We start from the raw sequence: 17,793 nt of genomic DNA, 5'->3' as shown, positions 1-17,793 counted from the left end.
TTTGGCACCTCTGAGAAAGAAAACTGCCGACGAATACCGCGTGCCGAGCTTGTCGGAGATATCGGCGGATCACGCCAGCCTGATTGCCAAGCAGATCGAACTGCAAACCCGCTATGGTGAGTTAAACACTGAGCGCGGCCTGCTTCGTCGGGAAATCGAAGTCGCCAAAGCGGCAGGCGGAAAGCACCCTTCGCTCGCTGTGGCAGAATTGCTGGGCGATGAAACCGAAGCAAGCGTTGCTGGCCTGTCGAAAAAGCTGCGTGAAGTTGCGTCCGAGATGGCAAACATCGAGGCGGCGCAAGAGATCCTGCGCAGGCGCACCGATGAGGCACGCGACGCGGCCAGCAAATTGGTTTGTACCGCCGTGATGCCGGAATACAGGCGCCGACTTGGCCTACTGTGCGAGGCTGCCAGGGCGTTGGAAGCAGCGCGCCAGGAGCACGATGCACTCCTCGATCAGCTCGACGCTGAAGACGTTAGGAAAGATTATCTGCGGGTGGTTGTGCCGCACTTCATGGGCGACAGGCGCGATGGTCGCGTGAGCCAGTTCCTTCGTGAAGTGAAGGAAACGCACGATGTCTAAGGGATCAGAACGTACCTCCGACGTCGCCGATCGAAAGCCTGTGCGCCGCAGCGTCAAGCTACCCGGTGAAAGCAGGCATGCTGAGTGCGTGGATTCGCCAGCCGTCATTGCGCGCAAGCTGATCCAAGCCAAGCGCGAGAAGAAATTGCGGGCGATGCAACGCAATGGCTGAAACTATCTCGGGATTCGCCATTTCGTGGAACCGACCGGCGATCATCGCGGGCCTTTTCGAGGAGCGCTTTGCACGCGGAGCCTTCGACAGGCACCTGGCGCAAAATCCAGACGTTGCCGCTCTCTGGAGCCATGATCCAAGCAGGCCCCTCGGGCGCATCAGCAATGGCACCTTGAAGCTGCGTTCCACTGACGCGGGACTTTTTTATTGGTTGGAGCCAGATCCGCGCGCACCACTCGGTCAAGAAGCGCTAGCGACTGTTGCTAACGGCACTGTCAACGAGGTCAGCGTTTCATTCACCCCCGTAGTTGAGCAATGGGACGACAGTTCCGAATTACCGAAACGACTCATCACCGAGGCGAAGCTCTACGAGATCAGCTTGGTTCTTTGGGGGGCTTACGGCAAGGACACCTCAGCTCAGATCAGCCGGGCGAGTAGCAACAGTGAAGCCGCACTCCGAAGAATTCGAGAGGCGCAGCGGAAGCGAGGAATCCTGAAATGAATACAATCTCTGGCCTAGTACACAGCTGGGACCGCGCCCGCCACCGTGGCATCGCGGAACTCGACGACCACAGCACCGTTCGAATCTTTGCGAACAACCTGGCTGTGACGCGGCGTCGTCCCGAGTGGCAAGGTCAATTCGAGATGCGCGCTGGCGATCGGTTCGAGTGCGTGCGTGACGATGCCGGCAACATCACTGATGTGCTGCGGGTGTGGTGAGGCAGGCCGGGGAGGGGTGAGTGAAATCTCTCGGCCGATGGGGGCCTCAGACCGGCGGGGGCCACTTTCGCACGCATCTGCAATTCAGACCCCTAGGGATAAAAATGGCGAGACCAAGGACACCAGCCGCCAAGGCGCGCGTTGAGGGTCGACACCTGATCAATGCCGCGCGTTATCGACACAACTCGCCCACCGCCGACGCAATCGGCGATCCTCCCGCGTGGCTGACTGACGCTCAACGGGCTGCCTGGCGCGAATTCGCTGGCGAGTTGCCTTGGCTGAACAGGTCGCACCGAGCGCTCGTGGAAATCGCATGCGTTACGCGCGCTCGGCTTCAGTCCGGCGCAGAGGTCGGTACAAAGGCGTTGTCATTGCTGCGGTTGTGCTTGTCGAGCATGGGCGCGACGCCAGCCGACGCATCAAGAGTATCGTGGGGCGCTGAAGAAGAGGCCGACGACATTCTCGATTAATTTCCAAGAGAGAAGAGGCGCTGCACATCAAGCGTCGTAAAGAGGTTTGGGAGCAGGTGCAGGCGGAAAAGCGTCAATCGGGACAAAATATCCCGATTGAAAGGATGTCACAAAGGCTGGTGAAACAAATTGTTCCACCAGTCTTTCAGATGGGCGCAAGGACCCATCAATTTCTGGAAGAGAAATTACGGGAAGTAGCGAGGATCGATCCTGCGCGAACGGACGCAGCTTTCCAAGCTGACCGAGAACTAAACGGGACAATCGAGCATCGCGGCGCAAGGCGATGCTCGCCACAATGATATTCATTTTGGAGGCCTGCTGGGCGCGCCTTCTCATTCCACGATCGCCAGAAACTAACAGCAACAGGAGAAGCAGATGCTTTGGCAAGACTGCCAATGTATTCACGGCCAACTTCGGCGCCTCTGCTTTTGTCGGCGCGGTGCCTAGTGGCTACACGTCAGGCTGACGGTTTGAGCGCCGGGCGCGCGGGCTGAACACCCGGCTCGGTATCGGCGGACATCCGGATGCCGGGCCGTCTTCGTTTTTGTATGCTTGCCCGGCCACGCTCAGCCTCCGAGGCCTTGCAAACCTGAGTTTTGCGTAACCGATGAGCGGCGCCTCGATGGTGCGCCAGCTGATTTCGGCGAGAACGCATACAATAGGAAGGCCGACGGATGACCGTGCAATCGTCGGCTGGCTGCGCGAGCAGACCGGCCTGCCGATCGACTTCCAGTCCCAGCCGCAGAGCTTTGCCAACAAGCGGCATGATGGCACGCGGCATGCCCTCGGGCCGCGCTACGTCTCGCGGCGTAGCGCATCTATCCGCGGGTGCTAGTTCCGGAATTAACCGCGAACGCGCTTATCAAGCTTAACCAGGGAATGATCGCGTCAGGGCCGGACGTGGCCGCTAAGCTGCCCGAATGGCGAAACGCAACCGTCAAAAAGGCAAGCAGGTACGTGCACCGTTCGATCCGGAGCTCGCGGCGCAATGGGCGGAAATTCTTCGCTTGCGGGAGCAGATCAAGAAGGCAATCGCCAGGCGCAAAACGAAGATCAGAAGGCTGCACTGAATACCCCTTTAGCGAGAAAATAGCGCGGCGGTCGAACGCCTGGAGAGACCTCGCGGAAACCTTTCATAAACCCTTCGCGGCTATGATACCGGGGCATGGATCATGAGGACTCATCCGATTGGTTTTTGCCGGCTTGGAGGAGGAGCTATGCTCGCCTCGCTGCGTGGATGACGCGTGGCAATCGCACACCTGAACCCAGTCGATCGCCAGTACCGACGCGGGTCGAGAACCCGGCTCGCATTGAAATCGCTTCCAGGCAGCCAACGCCACCGCGCCCTTGATCGGGGCTTCGGAGGACGCACCCAGCAGGCGTTCCAATGACAAATGATCGGTCACTAACGCGACCTTGGCTACCGGAAGAGGAAGCTCGTTTACTCTCGCTCATTGACCAAGGTTCGACCGCTGATGAGATTGGCGCCCATCTAGGCCGCACACGGCAGGCGGTGTACGCGCGATTGATGCGGTTTCGTAGACAACGAGGCCGAGTGAGCAGAACGAGCGGGATAGCCTTTGCCCAGCCGAGGGATTGAGGACGCCCCTGTTTTGTTATGCCGGGAGTGCTACGGCACCGCAGCCACTGCCCAGTGGCTTGCGGAGATAAAATAGCCTTCAGGTGAAGGCCGTGGCGCATGCTCTCGCGAACATGTTCAGCAGCTCCCGGTGCCCGCCCGTGCCGAGCCTTGTCCTTCGTGTATGCTAGTCCGCGCATGACCGTAATCCCGTTCAGAGCCAAGCCAAAACCAAAGCGCTGGGCGGCCGCCACCGTTGTGGCGGCGATGTTCCTGCTCGGCGTCGCGCATGTCTGGACGTCGCCGGGCTCGCCGATCGCGATCTTCGCCGTCGACGGTGACACGGTGCGCTATCAGGGGCAGATCTACCGGCTGGTGGGCTTCGATACGCCGGAGCGCGGCAACAAGGCGATGTGCGAGGACGAGCGACGGCTGGCGGATACGGCCACCAGCCGGTTGCGGCAGCTCATTGCGGGCGGCGAGGCGCGCCTGCAGCGCGTGGTGTGCGCCTGCCGGCCGGGGGAGGAGGGCACGTCGCGCTGCAATTACGGCCGGCTGTGTGCCTCGCTCGCGGTCGGCGGGCGCGACGTCGGCCAGATCCTTATCAACGAAGGCCTGGCGCGGCCGTATGTCTGCAGCGGCACGCGCTGCCCGCCGCGGCAGCGCTGGTGCTGAGCGCTCACAGCGCCGCTGCCGGCCAAGGTGATCGATACCGTTAGGCGGGCGAAGTCGGGAAGGAATCTCTGATGGCGTGCGACGGAGCAGCGGCTGGCGGCGTGGGGGAAGATGCGAACGAGACCCGAAATAGATCGCTTTAGGTCGAAAAAAGCCGCTAAGACGGGATTGAAAGATCGAGAAATGGGCCGATTTCTTTACAAAGAGACCAGAAGTTTACTATTAGAAGCCGCGAATCAGCCTATCTTTAGGTTCCGGCTCCGGAGCGTTTTCGTCCATGAACTATAGCGCACCATCTCCATGCGGTCTTCCCAAAGCCGTAGTGGACAAATTCGCGTCGGATGTTGCCGCTCATTTCGGCTACCAGCCCGGCGATGAACTTTCCTCGATCGTGGCCAAGCTTGGTGGACGTATTCTAAGTCAGAATATACTCGACTTTGGGAGATTTTCTTCGGGCTCAATTCGCATTGAACGTGAGGGAAGCTTCGAAATTCTACTTGCTTCGCACACCGGACGCTTACGGGACCGATTCACTATTGCGCACGAACTCGGTCACTATTTCCTTCACTTCATTTATGCAAAACGCAATGGGGCTCAAATCGAGCGGATGGAAGCTCTACGCTACGGCTCTGGCCAAGTAGAGTGGGAAGCCAATTGGTTTGCCGCAGGATTTCTAATGCCGGCTAATGCGTTCAGGGAGGCTCATGCCTCCTTGTCGGGCTCAATAACCCGGGTTGCGGATAGGTTCGGCGTGTCCAGTGAGGCGGCGAATATTCGCGCGCAATATCTCGGATTGGCGGCGTAAGGCCCCAATTAGCCGTGAGCCCGTTTACACCAAGCCTACGAATATTCTTAAGCGTCGACATAGTAGGGTCGACTGCATTCAAGCAGTCCGCCGCCGATGGGAAAGCTGGCAAGGGCGCCTCGGCTGACGATGAATTTCCGCGATCGGAACCGTGGTTTGAACCGATCGCGCAATTCTATCGTGGTGTTGAGCGAACATTTTCGAAAGAGTGGTCAATCTGTGAAGAAAAGGCGAACTCGATCAACTGGCCTACTGGTCCATCGCCAGAGCTTTGGAAAAGTATTGGTGACGAAGTCATATACACGAAGCATTTGACCGACCACCGAGAGGTTCTGTCAACCCTTTACGCTTGGGTGTCGACGGTTCGGTCGTATCGGAAGATATTGCGGACGCAGTTCAAAACTTTGGATCTCAAGTCGACGGCATGGATTGCCGGTTTCCCCGTTCACAATGCTGAAGTGATTTTCCGCCCGTCAGTCAAAAACGGTGCCGGCGTCGCCGAAGAAGACGATGAATTGTACAGCAATCTTCAGCTACTTCACGAATTCTACGAGGACGTGAAAAGCAGCTGCACTTTACCAGAGACTTCATAGGGCCGGCAATTGATACTGGATTTCGGCTCGCTCAGATGTCGACGCCGAGACGGATGGTCCTTTCGTTGGATCTCGCGTTGATGCTCGGTCACGCGATCGGATTGCACCTTCTCCACAAACCACAGACATTTGACTATGACGAATTGTCTTTCTTTTTTGCTGGGCGACAGAGTTTCAAAGGCGTCTTCGGCGGCCTTCCGTACCCCATTTTCTGGATCGACATGAAACCATCTCCTTCCCTTGAGGGAAAAGAAGATGAGTTACAAAGCTTGGAGCCCTTGAAGACTGAGCTCGTCTATAAGTTTTGCACTGAGTTTGTGCGAGAGCATGATGCGTACTGCTTCACGCCCTACATTATGGGGAACGATCACGCAGCATTTGCAGATATGCCCGAGCGGCACAAACGGCGCATTGAAGTGCTTCGCAACTACTGGGTCGATGAATCGTTGAAGCGCACAGACGAAAAGGCGGCCGGTCTCGCAAAGAATGAGCAAGAGGCTACGACCGAGGAGAAAACTGCCGAACGCGTACTTAAGGAGATTCTGAAGTGATAAGCAGCTTCCATTGGCTTTACGGCTCGACGCCGCGTGACCGCATGTCGCGCCAGTAGTCGCGGATTTCTGCTTCAAACCAGCCTTCGGCCTCGTACCGCGGGTCGCTGCGCGACCGAAAATTCAAATAGTGGCTGTAGTGCTTGCTTTCGAGCCACGTCTTGAAGGCGCCAAAGCTTGGGTAGTGACCGGGCTTTGGACGGTAGTTCGTTTCATGCATCCACTCTAATGCTAGATGCTTGATCATTTGTTCGGCGTCTGCTTTTTTGTGCATAGCATACGCCTCATTTTCATTTCGGGATCTTCTTGCACGCAAAGGCGGCGGTCATAGCTTTATAGGTTGCCAAGGCAGCCACGTCGCTACGTTCGGCAGGATTGTCTTTGAGGTACTTCACCACGATGTCTGATTTGTTGCTTGGTGCGCTGATCGTCTGGCCCACAGTCATAACCATTCGCCAGCAGCATGTCGTAGTGGCCGACAGTCGTTCCTAGACAGACGGCGTAGGTGCGCGGGTTCTGGCAGAGTTCGTAGAGGGAGTTGCCAGTATCAAAGTAAGGACTGGCGGGACTCGTGGAGCAAGTGAGCGCTGTGAGCGCTGCAAGCCAACGGCCGATCATGTAATTCCTGGAAAGCGCAGCCTGCCACCGTAGCTCGCACGCGAGCCGAGCAAGGTCGCTGGTGCCCTCAGAGTAGCCCGTCACCGCGGGATTTCAGTCAGATTGCGCCACACGGGGCGGCCTGTTGCCCTAGTGAAGCGCGCAGCAATTTCGTCAAAGTTCTCATCATCGTCGGTCAAGATGAGAACACCCTCGATTCCGTCCTCAATCATGCTGGTCACTGCCGTGGGCACGTGACCGAAAGGACCAATAGAGACCTCGTGCCCGCGCGCCATTAGTGTTGCGGTATACATACCGGCAACGTCTGCGGCGGATAGGACTGCGATTTTCATGCTTGGGACTCATTATTGCGTTGGAGCAGGCTTCTTCTGAAGCTTCTGCATTACCCAGTCCATGATTGGGTTTGGATAACGAGCCTCGGTAGAACCGACATCCATTCGGGTGGCCGGGTTGAACGTCAGCTCAAAGAACGCCGCCGCCGCGATCGCGTCCTTCATTTCGGGGGCTTGCTGCTTGAAACCTTCCACCGACGAAGCGACAGAATACTTGAAGGCGTAGTGCTCTCTTAGCCGAAAGAGCCGTTCGTGGCGCGCAGCCGCAAAACGCACCAGCCATATGCCGGGGACGAGCAGTAGCCCTCGGGCCGCGATTTGCGCAATGGTCTCGAAGGACGAATGGTCGGCCATGCTCTTCGGCAACAGCGGGTCGAATGACATTCCGGTGACCTGCTTCAAAAGCATTTGCAGCCCCGGGAAAACGTATATCGCAATTGGGAATGTCAGAAGGACGAGCAGGGCTATGCTCACATAAAACGACCAGCCAGCAAAGAATAGCTCCCAACCGATTGTTTTTTGCAACCGCGAGAAACTGGCTGCAAGTCCTGCATTCGTTGCGCCTCGGAGTAAATTTTCCGAGTCGTCGATTAACGTATTTGCTCTCTCCTTTGCTTCGGTGAGTTCGCCCTTTAATTGCTCGTATTGCATCTTCTGGGTCTCAAAGAGGGCGGTGCGCAGCTTCGCCTCCTCGTCGAACTGATCGAATACCGATTTGTGTGCCCTGATCGACGCGGATATTTCCGCTGCACTGGATTCAACGGTGGTAAGCTCAGCTAGTTTCGCTGCAGCCGTTGCGGCGTTCTCATCTATGGACTTCCGCTCGCTCTGCACCGCCTTGAGTATTCGGTTGATCTCTAAGAGATTCTCGTCAGCTCTCTCGTGCCACTTACTAATTTCGCCGCTTAACGATTTGATTCCATCGGTGGATTTAGCCGCTATTTCTGCGAGATCAGCGATCTTCCCCGTCTGTGCTTCTCCCAAACGCAGTATGTTGGACAATTCCTTTAGCTGTGGCGTTCGCACCACGAGCCGCAGCTGATACCAGGCAGCGTAGGCTGCATCCATCCTGGCGAAAGCACTTCGGATGGGCTTTGCAACATTGATGCCGTTGCCGGACTTTGACGTCACGATGAAGTTTGCTTCGTCAAAGGACGCGAAGCCACCTTGATCGGCGACCGCGCGGAATTGTGAGTTTGCGCCTTCGAGACTGGAGTCGAATTCTTTGAGACGGTCCCTCAACGCTTCCAAGTATGCCTTAGGAACGAAGGCACCGCCGTCCTTTACCGTCAGTTTCGCCGTGATGGCTGCTAGAGCCGAGGCAGCGCCCAAGAATGTTGCAAGATCAAAATCGGTACCCGGCAAATTGCGGTCGACGGGAAAGGCGCCATTCTCGGAAGCGAAGACCCTATGAGTCTCGCGCAGTTCGTTTGTGCGAACTTCTACGCTTACCGCCGACTCGTTGATTTCAGTGAGAAGAGCCTCGTACATCACAAATCACCCAGCAAAAAAATGCTATCGTGAAAGGAATCATGAGACGGCAACCAAGGCGAGAGCGCAAGCCGCAGTGCACCGGATCGCGCTTTTGGTTGGGGATAGCAGGGGGCGCCGCAGGCCGCGCCTCGCTCAAACCTAATCGTACCAATCTTTTCGGTCGCGCGGCAGCACGCGCCCGCGCGCGTAGCCGGGCGAGGCAAGCTCTTCCAGGCGTCGCTCCAGAAATTCGTTCGCGACGATCAGTGCCTTCACGGCCTCCCGCGCGTCCCCGCCACACGCCTCAATGGCCTGATCGGCCGCGGCTTCGATACGGTTTAGGTCAGGTGACTGATCCGGCGCGGGGGTAGGCATCGGAAGAGTGTACCAGCTTTGTTCGCGTTCGCAATCTGTTCTTGTTCGAGAGAGGGTGCTGTCCGTAATTCACCCTCAGTGTCCTAATTCGTTCTCGCGAGTGTCCTAATTTATTTTCGGGAACGACTTTGGCCCTTAAGAGTCTCGTTGAAAACGAGACATGCCTATGTCGCAAACCCTCGCCCCCGGCCTCATCGTTCGATGTCCTAAGTGCCAGAAGCCGACGAGGCTGATCGAACGGCTCTGGAACATCAAAAGGCCGCCTCAGTGGGCGGCCTCTTTCATTACCCCATGATCGAGCGCTCCCGCATCAAATGCGCAGCGCGAGCTCGTGCTCGCTCCAGCGTGCTTTCGCACCCCTTCCGAGCCTCGATCTCGCGCTCAAGCCGCTCCCATAGCGGAAGGTAGACCTCGCCGCCCTGTGGCGCCTGGTGCATGGCATTGGCCAACCGGTCGCACCATTCCAACGTGGCGACCGTGATTGGGTCTCCGTCTTTCCACGGCGGGCTGTTCTTCGTGGATCGCTTGGCCAGTTTATTTGCCCTTGGACTTCAGCGCCTGTCTCATCAGCGTCCTGATTGCTTCGGGACGGGTAGGAGCGTCATCCTGCTCCGCAATCCAGCTGTCCACGGCTGACAGGTCATCAGGCTGTAAGCGAACGCCGACAAGCGTGCCCTTGCCCGTTGCAGGTGGTCCTCGTTTTTTCCGTGTTATCACGGCTTGGCGCTTCATGGAATCCGTGTTAACACAGTTTCGGGGCCGGTCCAATGAACCGGACAAATAGGGGTGCATCACACCATGCCCAATCAATACAAAACCTGCACAGAATCCAACACTGACGCTGAGCTTTCCACACCGGCGACCGTCGAGGCCGCACCGAGCCTTTCCCAGCTTCTCCAAGCCCATCGAACCATCGCTGACATGATCAGCACCGGGACGTCAGCCGGCGTCGACCTCCTTCGAACGACGGCCGAAGAAATTCGATGGGATATCTCGCTCGCCCGTGCCGCGTCGTGGGAGGAGTTCGGGCGAAAGGTTCAGCTACTGGTCGATAACACGACCGAAGGGGCGAGCGATGGCTGGCTGACCGCTGTTCAGGAGGGCGTGTACTGGGATCTGAAGCATTTGGCCGGCGAGTCGGCCACCGTGGTGCTGCAGGCGGCGGAGTAGGCCCGGCTGGGTACCCGGGCTTTTAACGAGAAGATCTCAATCATCTGACAAGCAATAGGCCCGCCAGTGTGAACCGGCGAGCCTATGGCACTCCTGGCGCTCTGATCCGCAATTGAATAGGCAGCGGGGGAGCATTGGGGCTGGAAGCCAAGCCATGGCACGCTCGCTTTAAGGTGACAAGGCGCCACCGGTAGTTGTACGGACTCCATTTTTGGAACGGGGTGTTCTACAGAGAGAACACCGGGGAGATTTGAGCACTAACTTCTATTTTGACCGGGAATGCCGCAGCGGGGCTGGAACCACGCTGCGGCTTTTCCTTGTTTGCCGCGGAGGGATTTGTGAGCATCCAAGTAATCGTGGCTGCCCTGTTGGAGCGCGAACTGGCGGCGCGTGGCGTTCACTCCTTGAAGCAATCCGATTGCATGGAGATCGTGGAAAGCCTCCTTGGGCGCTTGAAGGAGCTGGACCAGGAATTAGCCGCACGAGACATCGAGCAAAGCTAGGAGCGCGCGCTACTCGCCGCCCTTCAAGGCAGCCGCGATCTCGCCGCCATGGCGCCTCACTCGCAAGAGTGGGGCGCTTTTTATTGTCTATACGGTGACGACCTCGGCGAGTTTGGCGGCGACCATTGCCATCGTATTTTCCGCGGTCACCGTCAGGCCACTTCGTGAGGCCAGCATTGGGCTGACATCGCGGAGAGCTTCGAACGTCGTGCCGTGCGCCACGGGAACGAGTTGGTCACGCGCTAGGAGGACTGACAGCTCTTTGTCGGCTATGCCCTCTCCCTTGAGGCGGCTCAACAGGGCGGGAGTTACCAGTACGATACCGATTCGTGATTTCGCCAATCCCTTGTCGATTTCGCGGAGCAAGGATGTGCCGAGAGCGACGTCCTTCTCGCTGAACCAGACTTTGACGCCGCGTGCCTCTAGCAGGTCGTGTAACTGCTTGGCAGCTCCCTGACGGTCGTCCCACGCGTGGCACAGGAAAATGTCGCGAAGGTCGGGTAGGGACGCTCGCTGCTCGACGGTGTCGCGGATCGGCGTGAGCGTCTGCACTTCGGCAGGGGTATCGACACGGATGAACCAGCACGCGACCATCTCGGCCTTGAGCTGCTGCTCCCAGCACCGCCTCCGCTGCTCCGGCTGACACCGCTGCTCACGGGTGACGAGTAGTAGGATGGTGACGAATATGAGGATGACGAGTAGCTGCTATAGCGGCGGCCCCAGCTGCCCCGACATGCAGGGCAATTCGCTGCAGCACTCGATGAGCGATGGCCTTCCTTTGGTGCAGTGCATCTCGCCATGGAGCGATTCCCTCGGAGGAATCTGGGCTCGCGAATCACCGCAAGCAGGTTGCATTGAGATATACTCTGCAACTGGACGGTTCCGCAGCGATTGCGGTGCCTTATCCTCCTTTTTTTTACCTCGGAATTCTACGGACTTTCGACCGGTCTCACTTGCCATTCATGGCGTCGGCGATCTTGCCGGCAATGAGGTCCGCGGCCCGCTTTGCTGGATTTACCGCGATGTGCGCGTAGCGCGCCGTGGTGCTGGCCTGGGTGTGGCCCAACAGGCGCCCGATGATAGGCAGCCCGAGATCGGATCCGGCTCCGACGCTCGCGAAGCTATGACGTAGGTCATGGATCCGCACGTCATCGATGCCAGCCCGCCTCCGCACAGCATCCCATGGGCGCTTCAGGTCCGCGCGGGGTTTCTCGTCCTTCGTGCCAGCCGACTCACCGGCGATCACATAGGCGCCGATACGGGGCAGGGTGTCTAGTATCGCGATGGCTGGTGCAGAGAGCACGACCGTTTTCTGCCCGGTCTTCGAGTCGGGCAGAAACAGGAGACCGCGGCCTGCGTCGTATTCCTTCCAGCGCAGATCGAGGATCTCGCGCAACCGGCAGCCCGTGAACAACAGTAGGCGCAACGCCGCTGCGGCATGCTGATCGATATTCGTCAGGCGGTTCTCAGGCTTGGGGGCGTGCTTGGTTTTCTTCGAAGGATCTGGCTCCCACGGAATGCCGACCGTTTCAGCCTCGCGAAGAGCATCGCCAAGGCGCTGCAGCTCTTCCTCGATCAGATATCGTTGGCGCAACTGCTCATCAAAATGCTCAATGCCAGCAGCCGGATTCTCCGTGCCCTTTGGCAGTGCCTTGGTCTTAATCCCGAACGCAAAGATGGTACCGACCAGGGCAACCACGCGGTTGGCCGTCACCGAGTGCGTTTCGCCTATTTTCCGGTGCAAGCGATCGACGTCGGAGTGCGTAACAGCGTTCGCTTTCTTTTTGCCGAACGCGGGGCGGATGTGGTTCTTAATGTATCCTCTGTTCAGGCGAATAGTTCCAGCCTTGCGCTTCGGCTCGAGGTGCTTCTCGATAAAGGCGTCAAGCAGCTCGTCAACGGTCTCGGCTTTTCGGGCTGCACCACGCTCGGCCGCTGGATCCTCGCCAAGCTTAACTCTGGCCAGTAGGGTTTCCGCGGCTTCCCGTGCCTTCTCAGGCGATAGTGTGGCGGGCGTCCCAATCACCATCCTCCGCTTGCTGACGCGCCTGCCGCCTTCGCCTGGCCGATATTCAATTATCCAGGAAAGCGCACCTGTGGGCGTGGCTTTCACGCCGAATCCGGTCAGGGTGTTGTCATAGAAAATCGTGGTCTTTGTCACAGCGGGTAGGCCGGTGACGGCGCGACGGCCCAGCTTCAGTATTGGCATTGCTTTCCCCCGAGAGTCGCCACCGAGTAGCCACGGGATCATGTATTGAGCGGAAACGGCAGGAAAGCAATGGAAATCGGTTTCTGCCGAATTGGCATGCGATATCAATCAATTATCGGTCTGTCGGACATCGATGGCATCCCGCAGAACTCTTCGGAAAATAGTCTGATCAGTTTTGGGTACTGCAGGTCGTTGGTTCGAATCCAGCTGCCCCGACCAGTCCCTGGCGGCGCTGGCCCTCAAGTCAGCATCCGACCGGCAAGGGCCCGGCATCCGCGCATCCGGCCTCCGCTTCGCCTGGAAACCTCCGCTTCGCCTGGAAATCAGCAAGGCCTCATCGAACCTGTGGGCGTCCCGATAGACAAATCCGTGTTGGGGATTTCAGCGCCCAATGTCTAAACGGACGCCGCCAAGCGATGAATATTCCGCTTGCGCGGCGTTGCGTTTTCCCCGCCGCGCTCGTCAGTTCGAGGCGTACCAGCCCGGCGGAAATGGCACGTACGGCCAGGCCAAATGGTTGTCGTTGGCGGCTTGCGGCGGCTGTTGCGACGCCATGCCCACGATTGGCGCGGGCGGCGCCACGCGCAACGCGAGGCGCAGACATGCACATCGCAATTTCATCATTGTCTCCCCCTGCAATCCACTTGCTTTCAAACGTCCGATCGTCGGCAAAGTTCAGTCTAGAAATCATCGTGCGGCCGAAACGGCGCGCTCGTTCTCAAATCACGGGCATTCTAGAAAAACCGGCACCGGCTTTCAACCGATCGCGCTGCTCCATCCCAAGAAGTAAGGTTGATCGGCAAGGTTAAAGGCGAGCGGCTGTTGCGGCCGTTTGGCTGGCTGCTATCAGGTCAGTCCCGGCTCGCGATGGGCTGCTTTCACTCTGTACGGCCACAGATGATGGTTCGTCGCGGCGCGCGGTTCAGTTGAATTCTGCGCCAGCGAGTTCTGCCATGTCTTTTGATCGCAACACCGGGACCGTCGGTCCGCAGTCGAACTGGACCGAGATCTGGCACCTCTGGACGGTGATCGTGCCGCGCCGCTCCATCAACGGGCAGTTCGTGCTCGGCAAGGTCTGGCGCCGCCACGACGGCCGCGACTGGATCTACAAGAAGTTCACCGAGTTCGACGGCGAAGAGGCGGCCTAAAGCGCAATGTGTCATCGCGCTTTAGGTTATTGTCTGAGCATGATCTTCTCGGAAAAACGCTACGCACTTTCCGGATCATGCTCTAGCTGCCGCCTCTCTCAGGCCGCCTTCGCCTCGGCAGCCGGCTTGGCAGGCGGCGGCTTCAGCGGCTTGTCCTGCTTCTTCGACCACGAGATGTAATAAGCCACGGTCGTCATGATCGCGATGCCGGCGACACTGACGAAGATCTGCGCGAGCAGCGAGCCCGAGCTCATCGACAGCTCGAAATGACCGACGAAGGACAGGAATACGCCGACGCAGAACACGGCGAGCGACTGCTGGCCGCAGACGATCAAGGGATCGAATACCTTCCACTCCAGCCCCGGCCACTCCTTCGGCACGAAGCGGATCACGAGGATCACGATCACCACGAAGTGGAGGAAGCGATACGGCGCGAGGTTGGTCTTGTCATTGGGGTTGAAGGCCGAGAACAGCCATTCCGGGAACATGCCGCCGAAGGTGGGGAAGCGGCCGGCCATGGTCATGATCAGCGCGAAGAGGAGATAACCGAGGCAGACCCACAGCGTAACAGGCGAATTGATCAGAGCCATCGAGCGGCGCGCGCCGCCCATCGAGCACCAGGCGCCGAACACGAACAGCACCTGCCAGCAATACGGATTGAAGTACCACTGGCCGGCCGGATAGGCGGTCAGGTTCCAGCCGTTATGGCGCGCGACCAGCCACAGCACGATCGACAGGATCATCGTCAGGTCCGGCTTGCGCAGCATGAACCACAGCACCGGCGGAAACAGGCCCATCAGGACGATGTAGAGCGGCAGCACGTCGAGGTTGAGCGGCTTGAAGCGAAGGAACAGGCCCTGGCGCAACGTCTCGGTGGCGTTGTCGACGAGGCCGGCGACGTTGAACTCGTTGATCATCTCGGAATCGCCGAAGCGCAGCGCGAGATAGCTGATCGAGGCGATGTAGATCACGAACAGGATGATGTGGGCGACATAGAGCTGCCAAACCCGCTTGGTCAGCCGCGTTGCGCCGACGATGAAGCCGCGGTCCAGCATCATCCGTGCATAGACGAAGGAGGCGGTGTAGCCGGAGATGAAGACGAACAGGTCGGCCGCGTCGGAAAAGCCGTAATTGCGGGTCGTGATCCAGTTCACGACGTTGTCGGGGATATGGTCGAGAAAGATCGCCCAGTTCGCGACACCGCGAAACAGGTCGAGCCTGAGGTCACGGCCCTTCTCGGGCAGCGTTGCGTTGATCGTCAGGAAGGCCATGCGACGGAAGCTCTCGAAGAGGACGGGTCTGCTGTTATCGACGAGACGGCGCCGCGCGGGATCCCGGCGCGGAAGGCGGGTACGCAATTGTCACGGTGCAGCATAATGACTATACCGTTGGCGAGGGTGCCGGGACCGGAATCACGATCAGTTCCCAACCGGTGTCTCTATACTATCCCCGAGATTTCCACCAACTGCCACCGTGACGCATCGAAATCGAACGAAAAGACCAAGAGGCCCGGACCAGTCATGACCGCACGCATTTTCAAGCCTGCCAAGAACGCGATGCAATCGGGCCGGTCCAAGACCAAGGAATGGCAGCTCGATTACGAGCCGGAGCAGCCGCGGTCGGTCGAGCCGCTGATGGGCTGGACGTCGTCGGCCGACATGAAGCAGCAGATTACGCTGCGCTTCCACAGCAAGGAAGAGGCGATCGCCTATTGCGAGCGCAAGGGCATCGCCTATCAGGTGATCGAGCCCAAGGAGTCGATAAGGCGGCCGGTTGCCTATGCCGACAATTTCTCGTTCCGCCGCGGCGAGCCCTGGACGCATTGAGAGGCGGGTGACCGGGCGGGACATGCCCGGCTTGAAGGCGGCGCGGCATTCCGCGCATACGTCGGTTGGTGGCCTGCACTCCAGGCCTGCTCTTGGCACCAATTCGGCCCCGTGCTTCGCTGCTCATGACAAACTCATGAGCGAGGCGGGGTATGGCGGGGCGTGACCAGCTCGACGGCGTCGATCTGAAAATCCTATCCGAGCTGCAGCAGGACGGGCGGGTTCGCAACAACGAGCTGGCGCTGCGGGTCGGTGTATCAGGGCCGAACTGCCTGCGGCGGCTGAAGTCGCTGTTCAGCGGCGGCGTGATCCGGGCGGTGCGCGCCGTGATCGACGAGCGGCTGCTCGGCTATGAGGTGGTGTCGTTCGTCTCGATCCAGCTCGGCAGCCAGGCCCAGCCTGTGCTGGAGGCGTTCGAGAGCTCGATCGCCGCGATCCCGCGTATCCAGCAATGCTGGCGGATTTCCGGCGACACCGACTATCTCCTCAAATGCGTGGCGCCGAGTGTCGAGAGCATGCGCCAGCAGCTCCTGCATTTCGCAGCGATGCCAAACGTCAAGAACGTCCGCAGCTTCCCCGTGCTCGGGGTGGCAAAGGACGTGCCGCTGCCGCTGAACGAGGTCGCGGCGGCGTAGCGGGCAGGGCTAGGGCGTGATGAAATGAGGCTTGATCGCCGAACGACGTAGGTGCGCTCCCTCTCCCGCTTGCGGGAGAGGGCTGGGGAGAGGGTGCTTCCGCAATGGGACAATTCCCAAGCGGAGAAAGCCCTCACCCGGCGCGCGGGACGATGCTGCGCATCGCCCGGACGCGCCGACCTCTCCCGCAAGCGGGAGAGGTTGCACCGAGCCCGTGGCTATCGATTCAACCTAAAGCCATTCCGCTTTGGGGCTGCGAATATCGCAGCGGAAACAAATCGGAATTTTGGCGAAGCGCGTCAGCGATACCGCCCTCGAAACTCGCGCGGGGACGTGCCGGTCCAAGTCCGAAAGGCCCGCGAAAAACTCTTTTCATTGCGGAAGCCGGCGATTTCGGCGATGCGCTTGATCGGCGTGCGGCCGCGCATCAGCTCCTGTTTGGCGAGCTCGAATTTCGCCTCCTCCTTGAGATCGCGCAGCGAGGTGGATTCCTCGCGCAGGCGGCGATGCATCGTGCGGGTGGAGAGCGCGAGCTCGCGCGCGACGTCCTCGGCGCCGAGAACCCGACCGCGCGCATCGCGCAGCACGCGGCGAACGCGCTCGACCAGCAGGCGGTCGCGCCGGTAGGGCAGCACGGTGAGCCGGAGCGCACCTTTGAGCATGTTGTCGAGATCGGTCGCGCTGCGCGTCAGCGGCAGCGAAAGATAGTGCTTGTCGAAGACAATGGCCGCGCGGTCCGCATCGAAGCGGACGGTCCGGCAGAAGATGGTCGGATAGACCGAGACGTGGCCGGGCTCCGGATAAGGAAACTCAGCCGCGCGGAGTGCGATCTGTGAATCGACGGCCCAGCACGAGAAGCCGAGCACATAGCGGAACAGGGTGACGAGGCAGAACTCGCGGAACGGCCCGAGGTCACGGAGCTGACGGATCGATACGACGGCGGTTTCTTCCCCAACCTCGAGATCGAGCAGCACATCCTCTGTGACCAGGCGGTGATGCCGGCACCAGCGCTTGAGCGCGACCTCCAGCGTCGGTGCGGTGATCGAGGCCCGGCACAGCATGCCGTAGGTGCCCCATGGCAGCCGGCGCGAGAACCAGCCGAGCGCCTCGTCGTCGAGCTCGCGCATGGCATGGCCCGCCAGCGCCTCGAACTGGGCCGCGGTCACGCGCCCATCCGGAGAATTGACAAGCTCCGGCGCGACCTGGCCCCGGCTCAAGGCGTCGGCGGGATCGCGGCCGTATCGCTCATAAGCCGCCACCACGCCGCGGACGAAGGCGGCGGGCGTGACGGCGCGGCGCGGAATCGCGGTGGCGGCTTGAAACGGCATCGGAATCCTTTCGGAAATCCTCGCCAAG

23 protein-coding genes are annotated in these 17,793 nt (G+C 59.4%); 14 read left to right on the top strand and 9 right to left on the bottom strand.

Translation table 11 applies throughout. From position 1 onward, the window contains the following. Position 1: 1 nt before the first annotated feature. From HZZ16_RS25790 to HZZ16_RS25780, 3 genes are all read left to right on the top strand, one after another. On the top strand, positions 2–583 hold the full coding sequence (locus tag HZZ16_RS25790) for a hypothetical protein (RefSeq protein ID WP_197952666.1): 582 nt from the start codon (positions 2–4) through the stop codon (positions 581–583). A gap of 164 nt (positions 584–747) precedes the next feature. After that, entirely contained in the window at positions 748–1,257 is a 510-nt protein-coding gene (locus tag HZZ16_RS25785; RefSeq protein WP_197952665.1) for an HK97 family phage prohead protease, read from the top strand. Beyond that, positions 1,254–1,475, top strand: coding sequence for a hypothetical protein (locus HZZ16_RS25780; RefSeq protein WP_197952664.1), 222 nt, complete (start codon positions 1,254–1,256; stop codon positions 1,473–1,475). Before HZZ16_RS25785 ends, HZZ16_RS25780 begins: the two co-directional genes overlap by 4 nt. A gap of 497 nt (positions 1,476–1,972) precedes the next feature. On the opposite strand, the gene HZZ16_RS25775 is transcribed toward HZZ16_RS25780, so the two are convergent. Then, positions 1,973–2,350 carry a hypothetical protein gene (locus tag HZZ16_RS25775; protein WP_197952663.1) on the bottom strand — a complete coding sequence of 126 codons (378 nt, stop codon included), beginning with the start codon at positions 2,348–2,350 and terminating at the stop codon, positions 1,973–1,975. Positions 2,351–2,865: 515 nt separating this feature from the next. Here HZZ16_RS25775 and HZZ16_RS25770 point away from each other — a divergent pair. From HZZ16_RS25770 to HZZ16_RS25750, 5 genes are all read left to right on the top strand, one after another. Next, the gene (locus HZZ16_RS25770) at positions 2,866–3,015 is read left to right on the top strand and encodes a hypothetical protein (protein ID WP_197952662.1); all 150 of its coding nucleotides are present in this window, start codon (positions 2,866–2,868) and stop codon (positions 3,013–3,015) included. A gap of 707 nt (positions 3,016–3,722) precedes the next feature. Continuing rightward, positions 3,723–4,199 (top strand): thermonuclease family protein, encoded by a 477-nt coding sequence (locus HZZ16_RS25765; RefSeq protein WP_197952661.1) that lies wholly within the window; start codon positions 3,723–3,725, stop codon positions 4,197–4,199. A 277-nt stretch (positions 4,200–4,476) separates the two neighbouring features. Then, on the top strand, positions 4,477–5,004 hold the full coding sequence (locus tag HZZ16_RS25760) for an ImmA/IrrE family metallo-endopeptidase (protein WP_197952660.1): 528 nt from the start codon (positions 4,477–4,479) through the stop codon (positions 5,002–5,004). Positions 5,005–5,018: 14 nt separating this feature from the next. Beyond that, positions 5,019–5,597, top strand: a complete 579-nt coding sequence (locus HZZ16_RS25755; RefSeq protein ID WP_197952659.1) for a hypothetical protein — start codon at positions 5,019–5,021, stop codon at positions 5,595–5,597. 65 nt (positions 5,598–5,662) lie between these two features. Next, positions 5,663–6,148, top strand: coding sequence for a hypothetical protein (locus tag HZZ16_RS25750; protein WP_197952658.1), 486 nt, complete (start codon positions 5,663–5,665; stop codon positions 6,146–6,148). A gap of 19 nt (positions 6,149–6,167) precedes the next feature. Here HZZ16_RS25750 and HZZ16_RS25745 read toward each other — a convergent pair whose 3' ends face one another. The 4 genes from HZZ16_RS25745 to HZZ16_RS25730 form a co-directional block, all read right to left on the bottom strand. Continuing rightward, the gene (locus HZZ16_RS25745; protein ID WP_197952657.1) at positions 6,168–6,422 is read right to left on the bottom strand and encodes a hypothetical protein; all 255 of its coding nucleotides are present in this window, start codon (positions 6,420–6,422) and stop codon (positions 6,168–6,170) included. A 16-nt stretch (positions 6,423–6,438) separates the two neighbouring features. Then, entirely contained in the window at positions 6,439–6,594 is a 156-nt protein-coding gene (locus HZZ16_RS25740) for a Rap1a family protein (protein WP_197952656.1), read from the bottom strand. A 252-nt stretch (positions 6,595–6,846) separates the two neighbouring features. Next, entirely contained in the window at positions 6,847–7,098 is a 252-nt protein-coding gene (locus tag HZZ16_RS25735; RefSeq protein ID WP_197952655.1) for a hypothetical protein, read from the bottom strand. A 12-nt stretch (positions 7,099–7,110) separates the two neighbouring features. Further along, positions 7,111–8,589 (bottom strand): hypothetical protein, encoded by a 1,479-nt coding sequence (locus HZZ16_RS25730; protein ID WP_197952654.1) that lies wholly within the window; start codon positions 8,587–8,589, stop codon positions 7,111–7,113. A 1,155-nt stretch (positions 8,590–9,744) separates the two neighbouring features. Here HZZ16_RS25730 and HZZ16_RS25720 point away from each other — a divergent pair. Beyond that, positions 9,745–10,116: a hypothetical protein gene (locus HZZ16_RS25720; protein ID WP_197952652.1), complete on the top strand. Its 372-nt coding sequence runs from the start codon at positions 9,745–9,747 to the stop codon at positions 10,114–10,116. Positions 10,117–10,454: 338 nt separating this feature from the next. Continuing rightward, positions 10,455–10,619 (top strand): hypothetical protein, encoded by a 165-nt coding sequence (locus tag HZZ16_RS25715; RefSeq protein ID WP_197952651.1) that lies wholly within the window; start codon positions 10,455–10,457, stop codon positions 10,617–10,619. Positions 10,620–10,706: 87 nt separating this feature from the next. On the opposite strand, the gene HZZ16_RS25710 is transcribed toward HZZ16_RS25715, so the two are convergent. Beyond that, positions 10,707–11,213: a toll/interleukin-1 receptor domain-containing protein gene (locus HZZ16_RS25710; RefSeq protein ID WP_311974240.1), complete on the bottom strand. Its 507-nt coding sequence runs from the start codon at positions 11,211–11,213 to the stop codon at positions 10,707–10,709. A 355-nt stretch (positions 11,214–11,568) separates the two neighbouring features. Further along, positions 11,569–12,828, bottom strand: coding sequence for a tyrosine-type recombinase/integrase (locus tag HZZ16_RS25705; protein WP_197952650.1), 1,260 nt, complete (start codon positions 12,826–12,828; stop codon positions 11,569–11,571). 391 nt (positions 12,829–13,219) lie between these two features. On the opposite strand from HZZ16_RS25705, the gene HZZ16_RS25700 reads away from it, so the two are divergent. Beyond that, positions 13,220–13,618, top strand: a complete 399-nt coding sequence (locus HZZ16_RS25700) for a hypothetical protein (protein ID WP_197952649.1) — start codon at positions 13,220–13,222, stop codon at positions 13,616–13,618. Positions 13,619–13,781: 163 nt separating this feature from the next. Further along, positions 13,782–13,976 (top strand): hypothetical protein, encoded by a 195-nt coding sequence (locus HZZ16_RS25695; RefSeq protein WP_197952648.1) that lies wholly within the window; start codon positions 13,782–13,784, stop codon positions 13,974–13,976. Between the two features lie 98 nt (positions 13,977–14,074). Here HZZ16_RS25695 and HZZ16_RS25690 read toward each other — a convergent pair whose 3' ends face one another. Then, complete coding sequence (locus HZZ16_RS25690; protein ID WP_197952647.1) at positions 14,075–15,247, bottom strand: OpgC domain-containing protein; 1,173 nt, start codon at positions 15,245–15,247, stop codon at positions 14,075–14,077. 249 nt (positions 15,248–15,496) lie between these two features. On the opposite strand from HZZ16_RS25690, the gene HZZ16_RS25685 reads away from it, so the two are divergent. Further along, complete coding sequence (locus tag HZZ16_RS25685; protein WP_172789567.1) at positions 15,497–15,802, top strand: ETC complex I subunit; 306 nt, start codon at positions 15,497–15,499, stop codon at positions 15,800–15,802. A 152-nt stretch (positions 15,803–15,954) separates the two neighbouring features. Beyond that, a complete protein-coding gene (locus HZZ16_RS25680) occupies positions 15,955–16,437 on the top strand; it encodes an Lrp/AsnC family transcriptional regulator (RefSeq protein WP_197952646.1) in 483 nt (160 codons plus the stop codon). 299 nt (positions 16,438–16,736) lie between these two features. Here HZZ16_RS25680 and HZZ16_RS25675 read toward each other — a convergent pair whose 3' ends face one another. Next, positions 16,737–17,765 carry an AraC family transcriptional regulator gene (locus tag HZZ16_RS25675; protein ID WP_197952645.1) on the bottom strand — a complete coding sequence of 343 codons (1,029 nt, stop codon included), beginning with the start codon at positions 17,763–17,765 and terminating at the stop codon, positions 16,737–16,739. Between the last annotated feature and the right edge of the window lie 28 nt (positions 17,766–17,793).

It is taken from the genome of Bradyrhizobium glycinis, assembly GCF_016031655.1.
Lineage (GTDB): Bacteria > Pseudomonadota > Alphaproteobacteria > Rhizobiales > Xanthobacteraceae > Bradyrhizobium > Bradyrhizobium glycinis.
The sequence above is the reverse complement of the archived record's forward strand: the minus strand, read 5'-3'. Positions and strand labels throughout refer to the sequence as shown.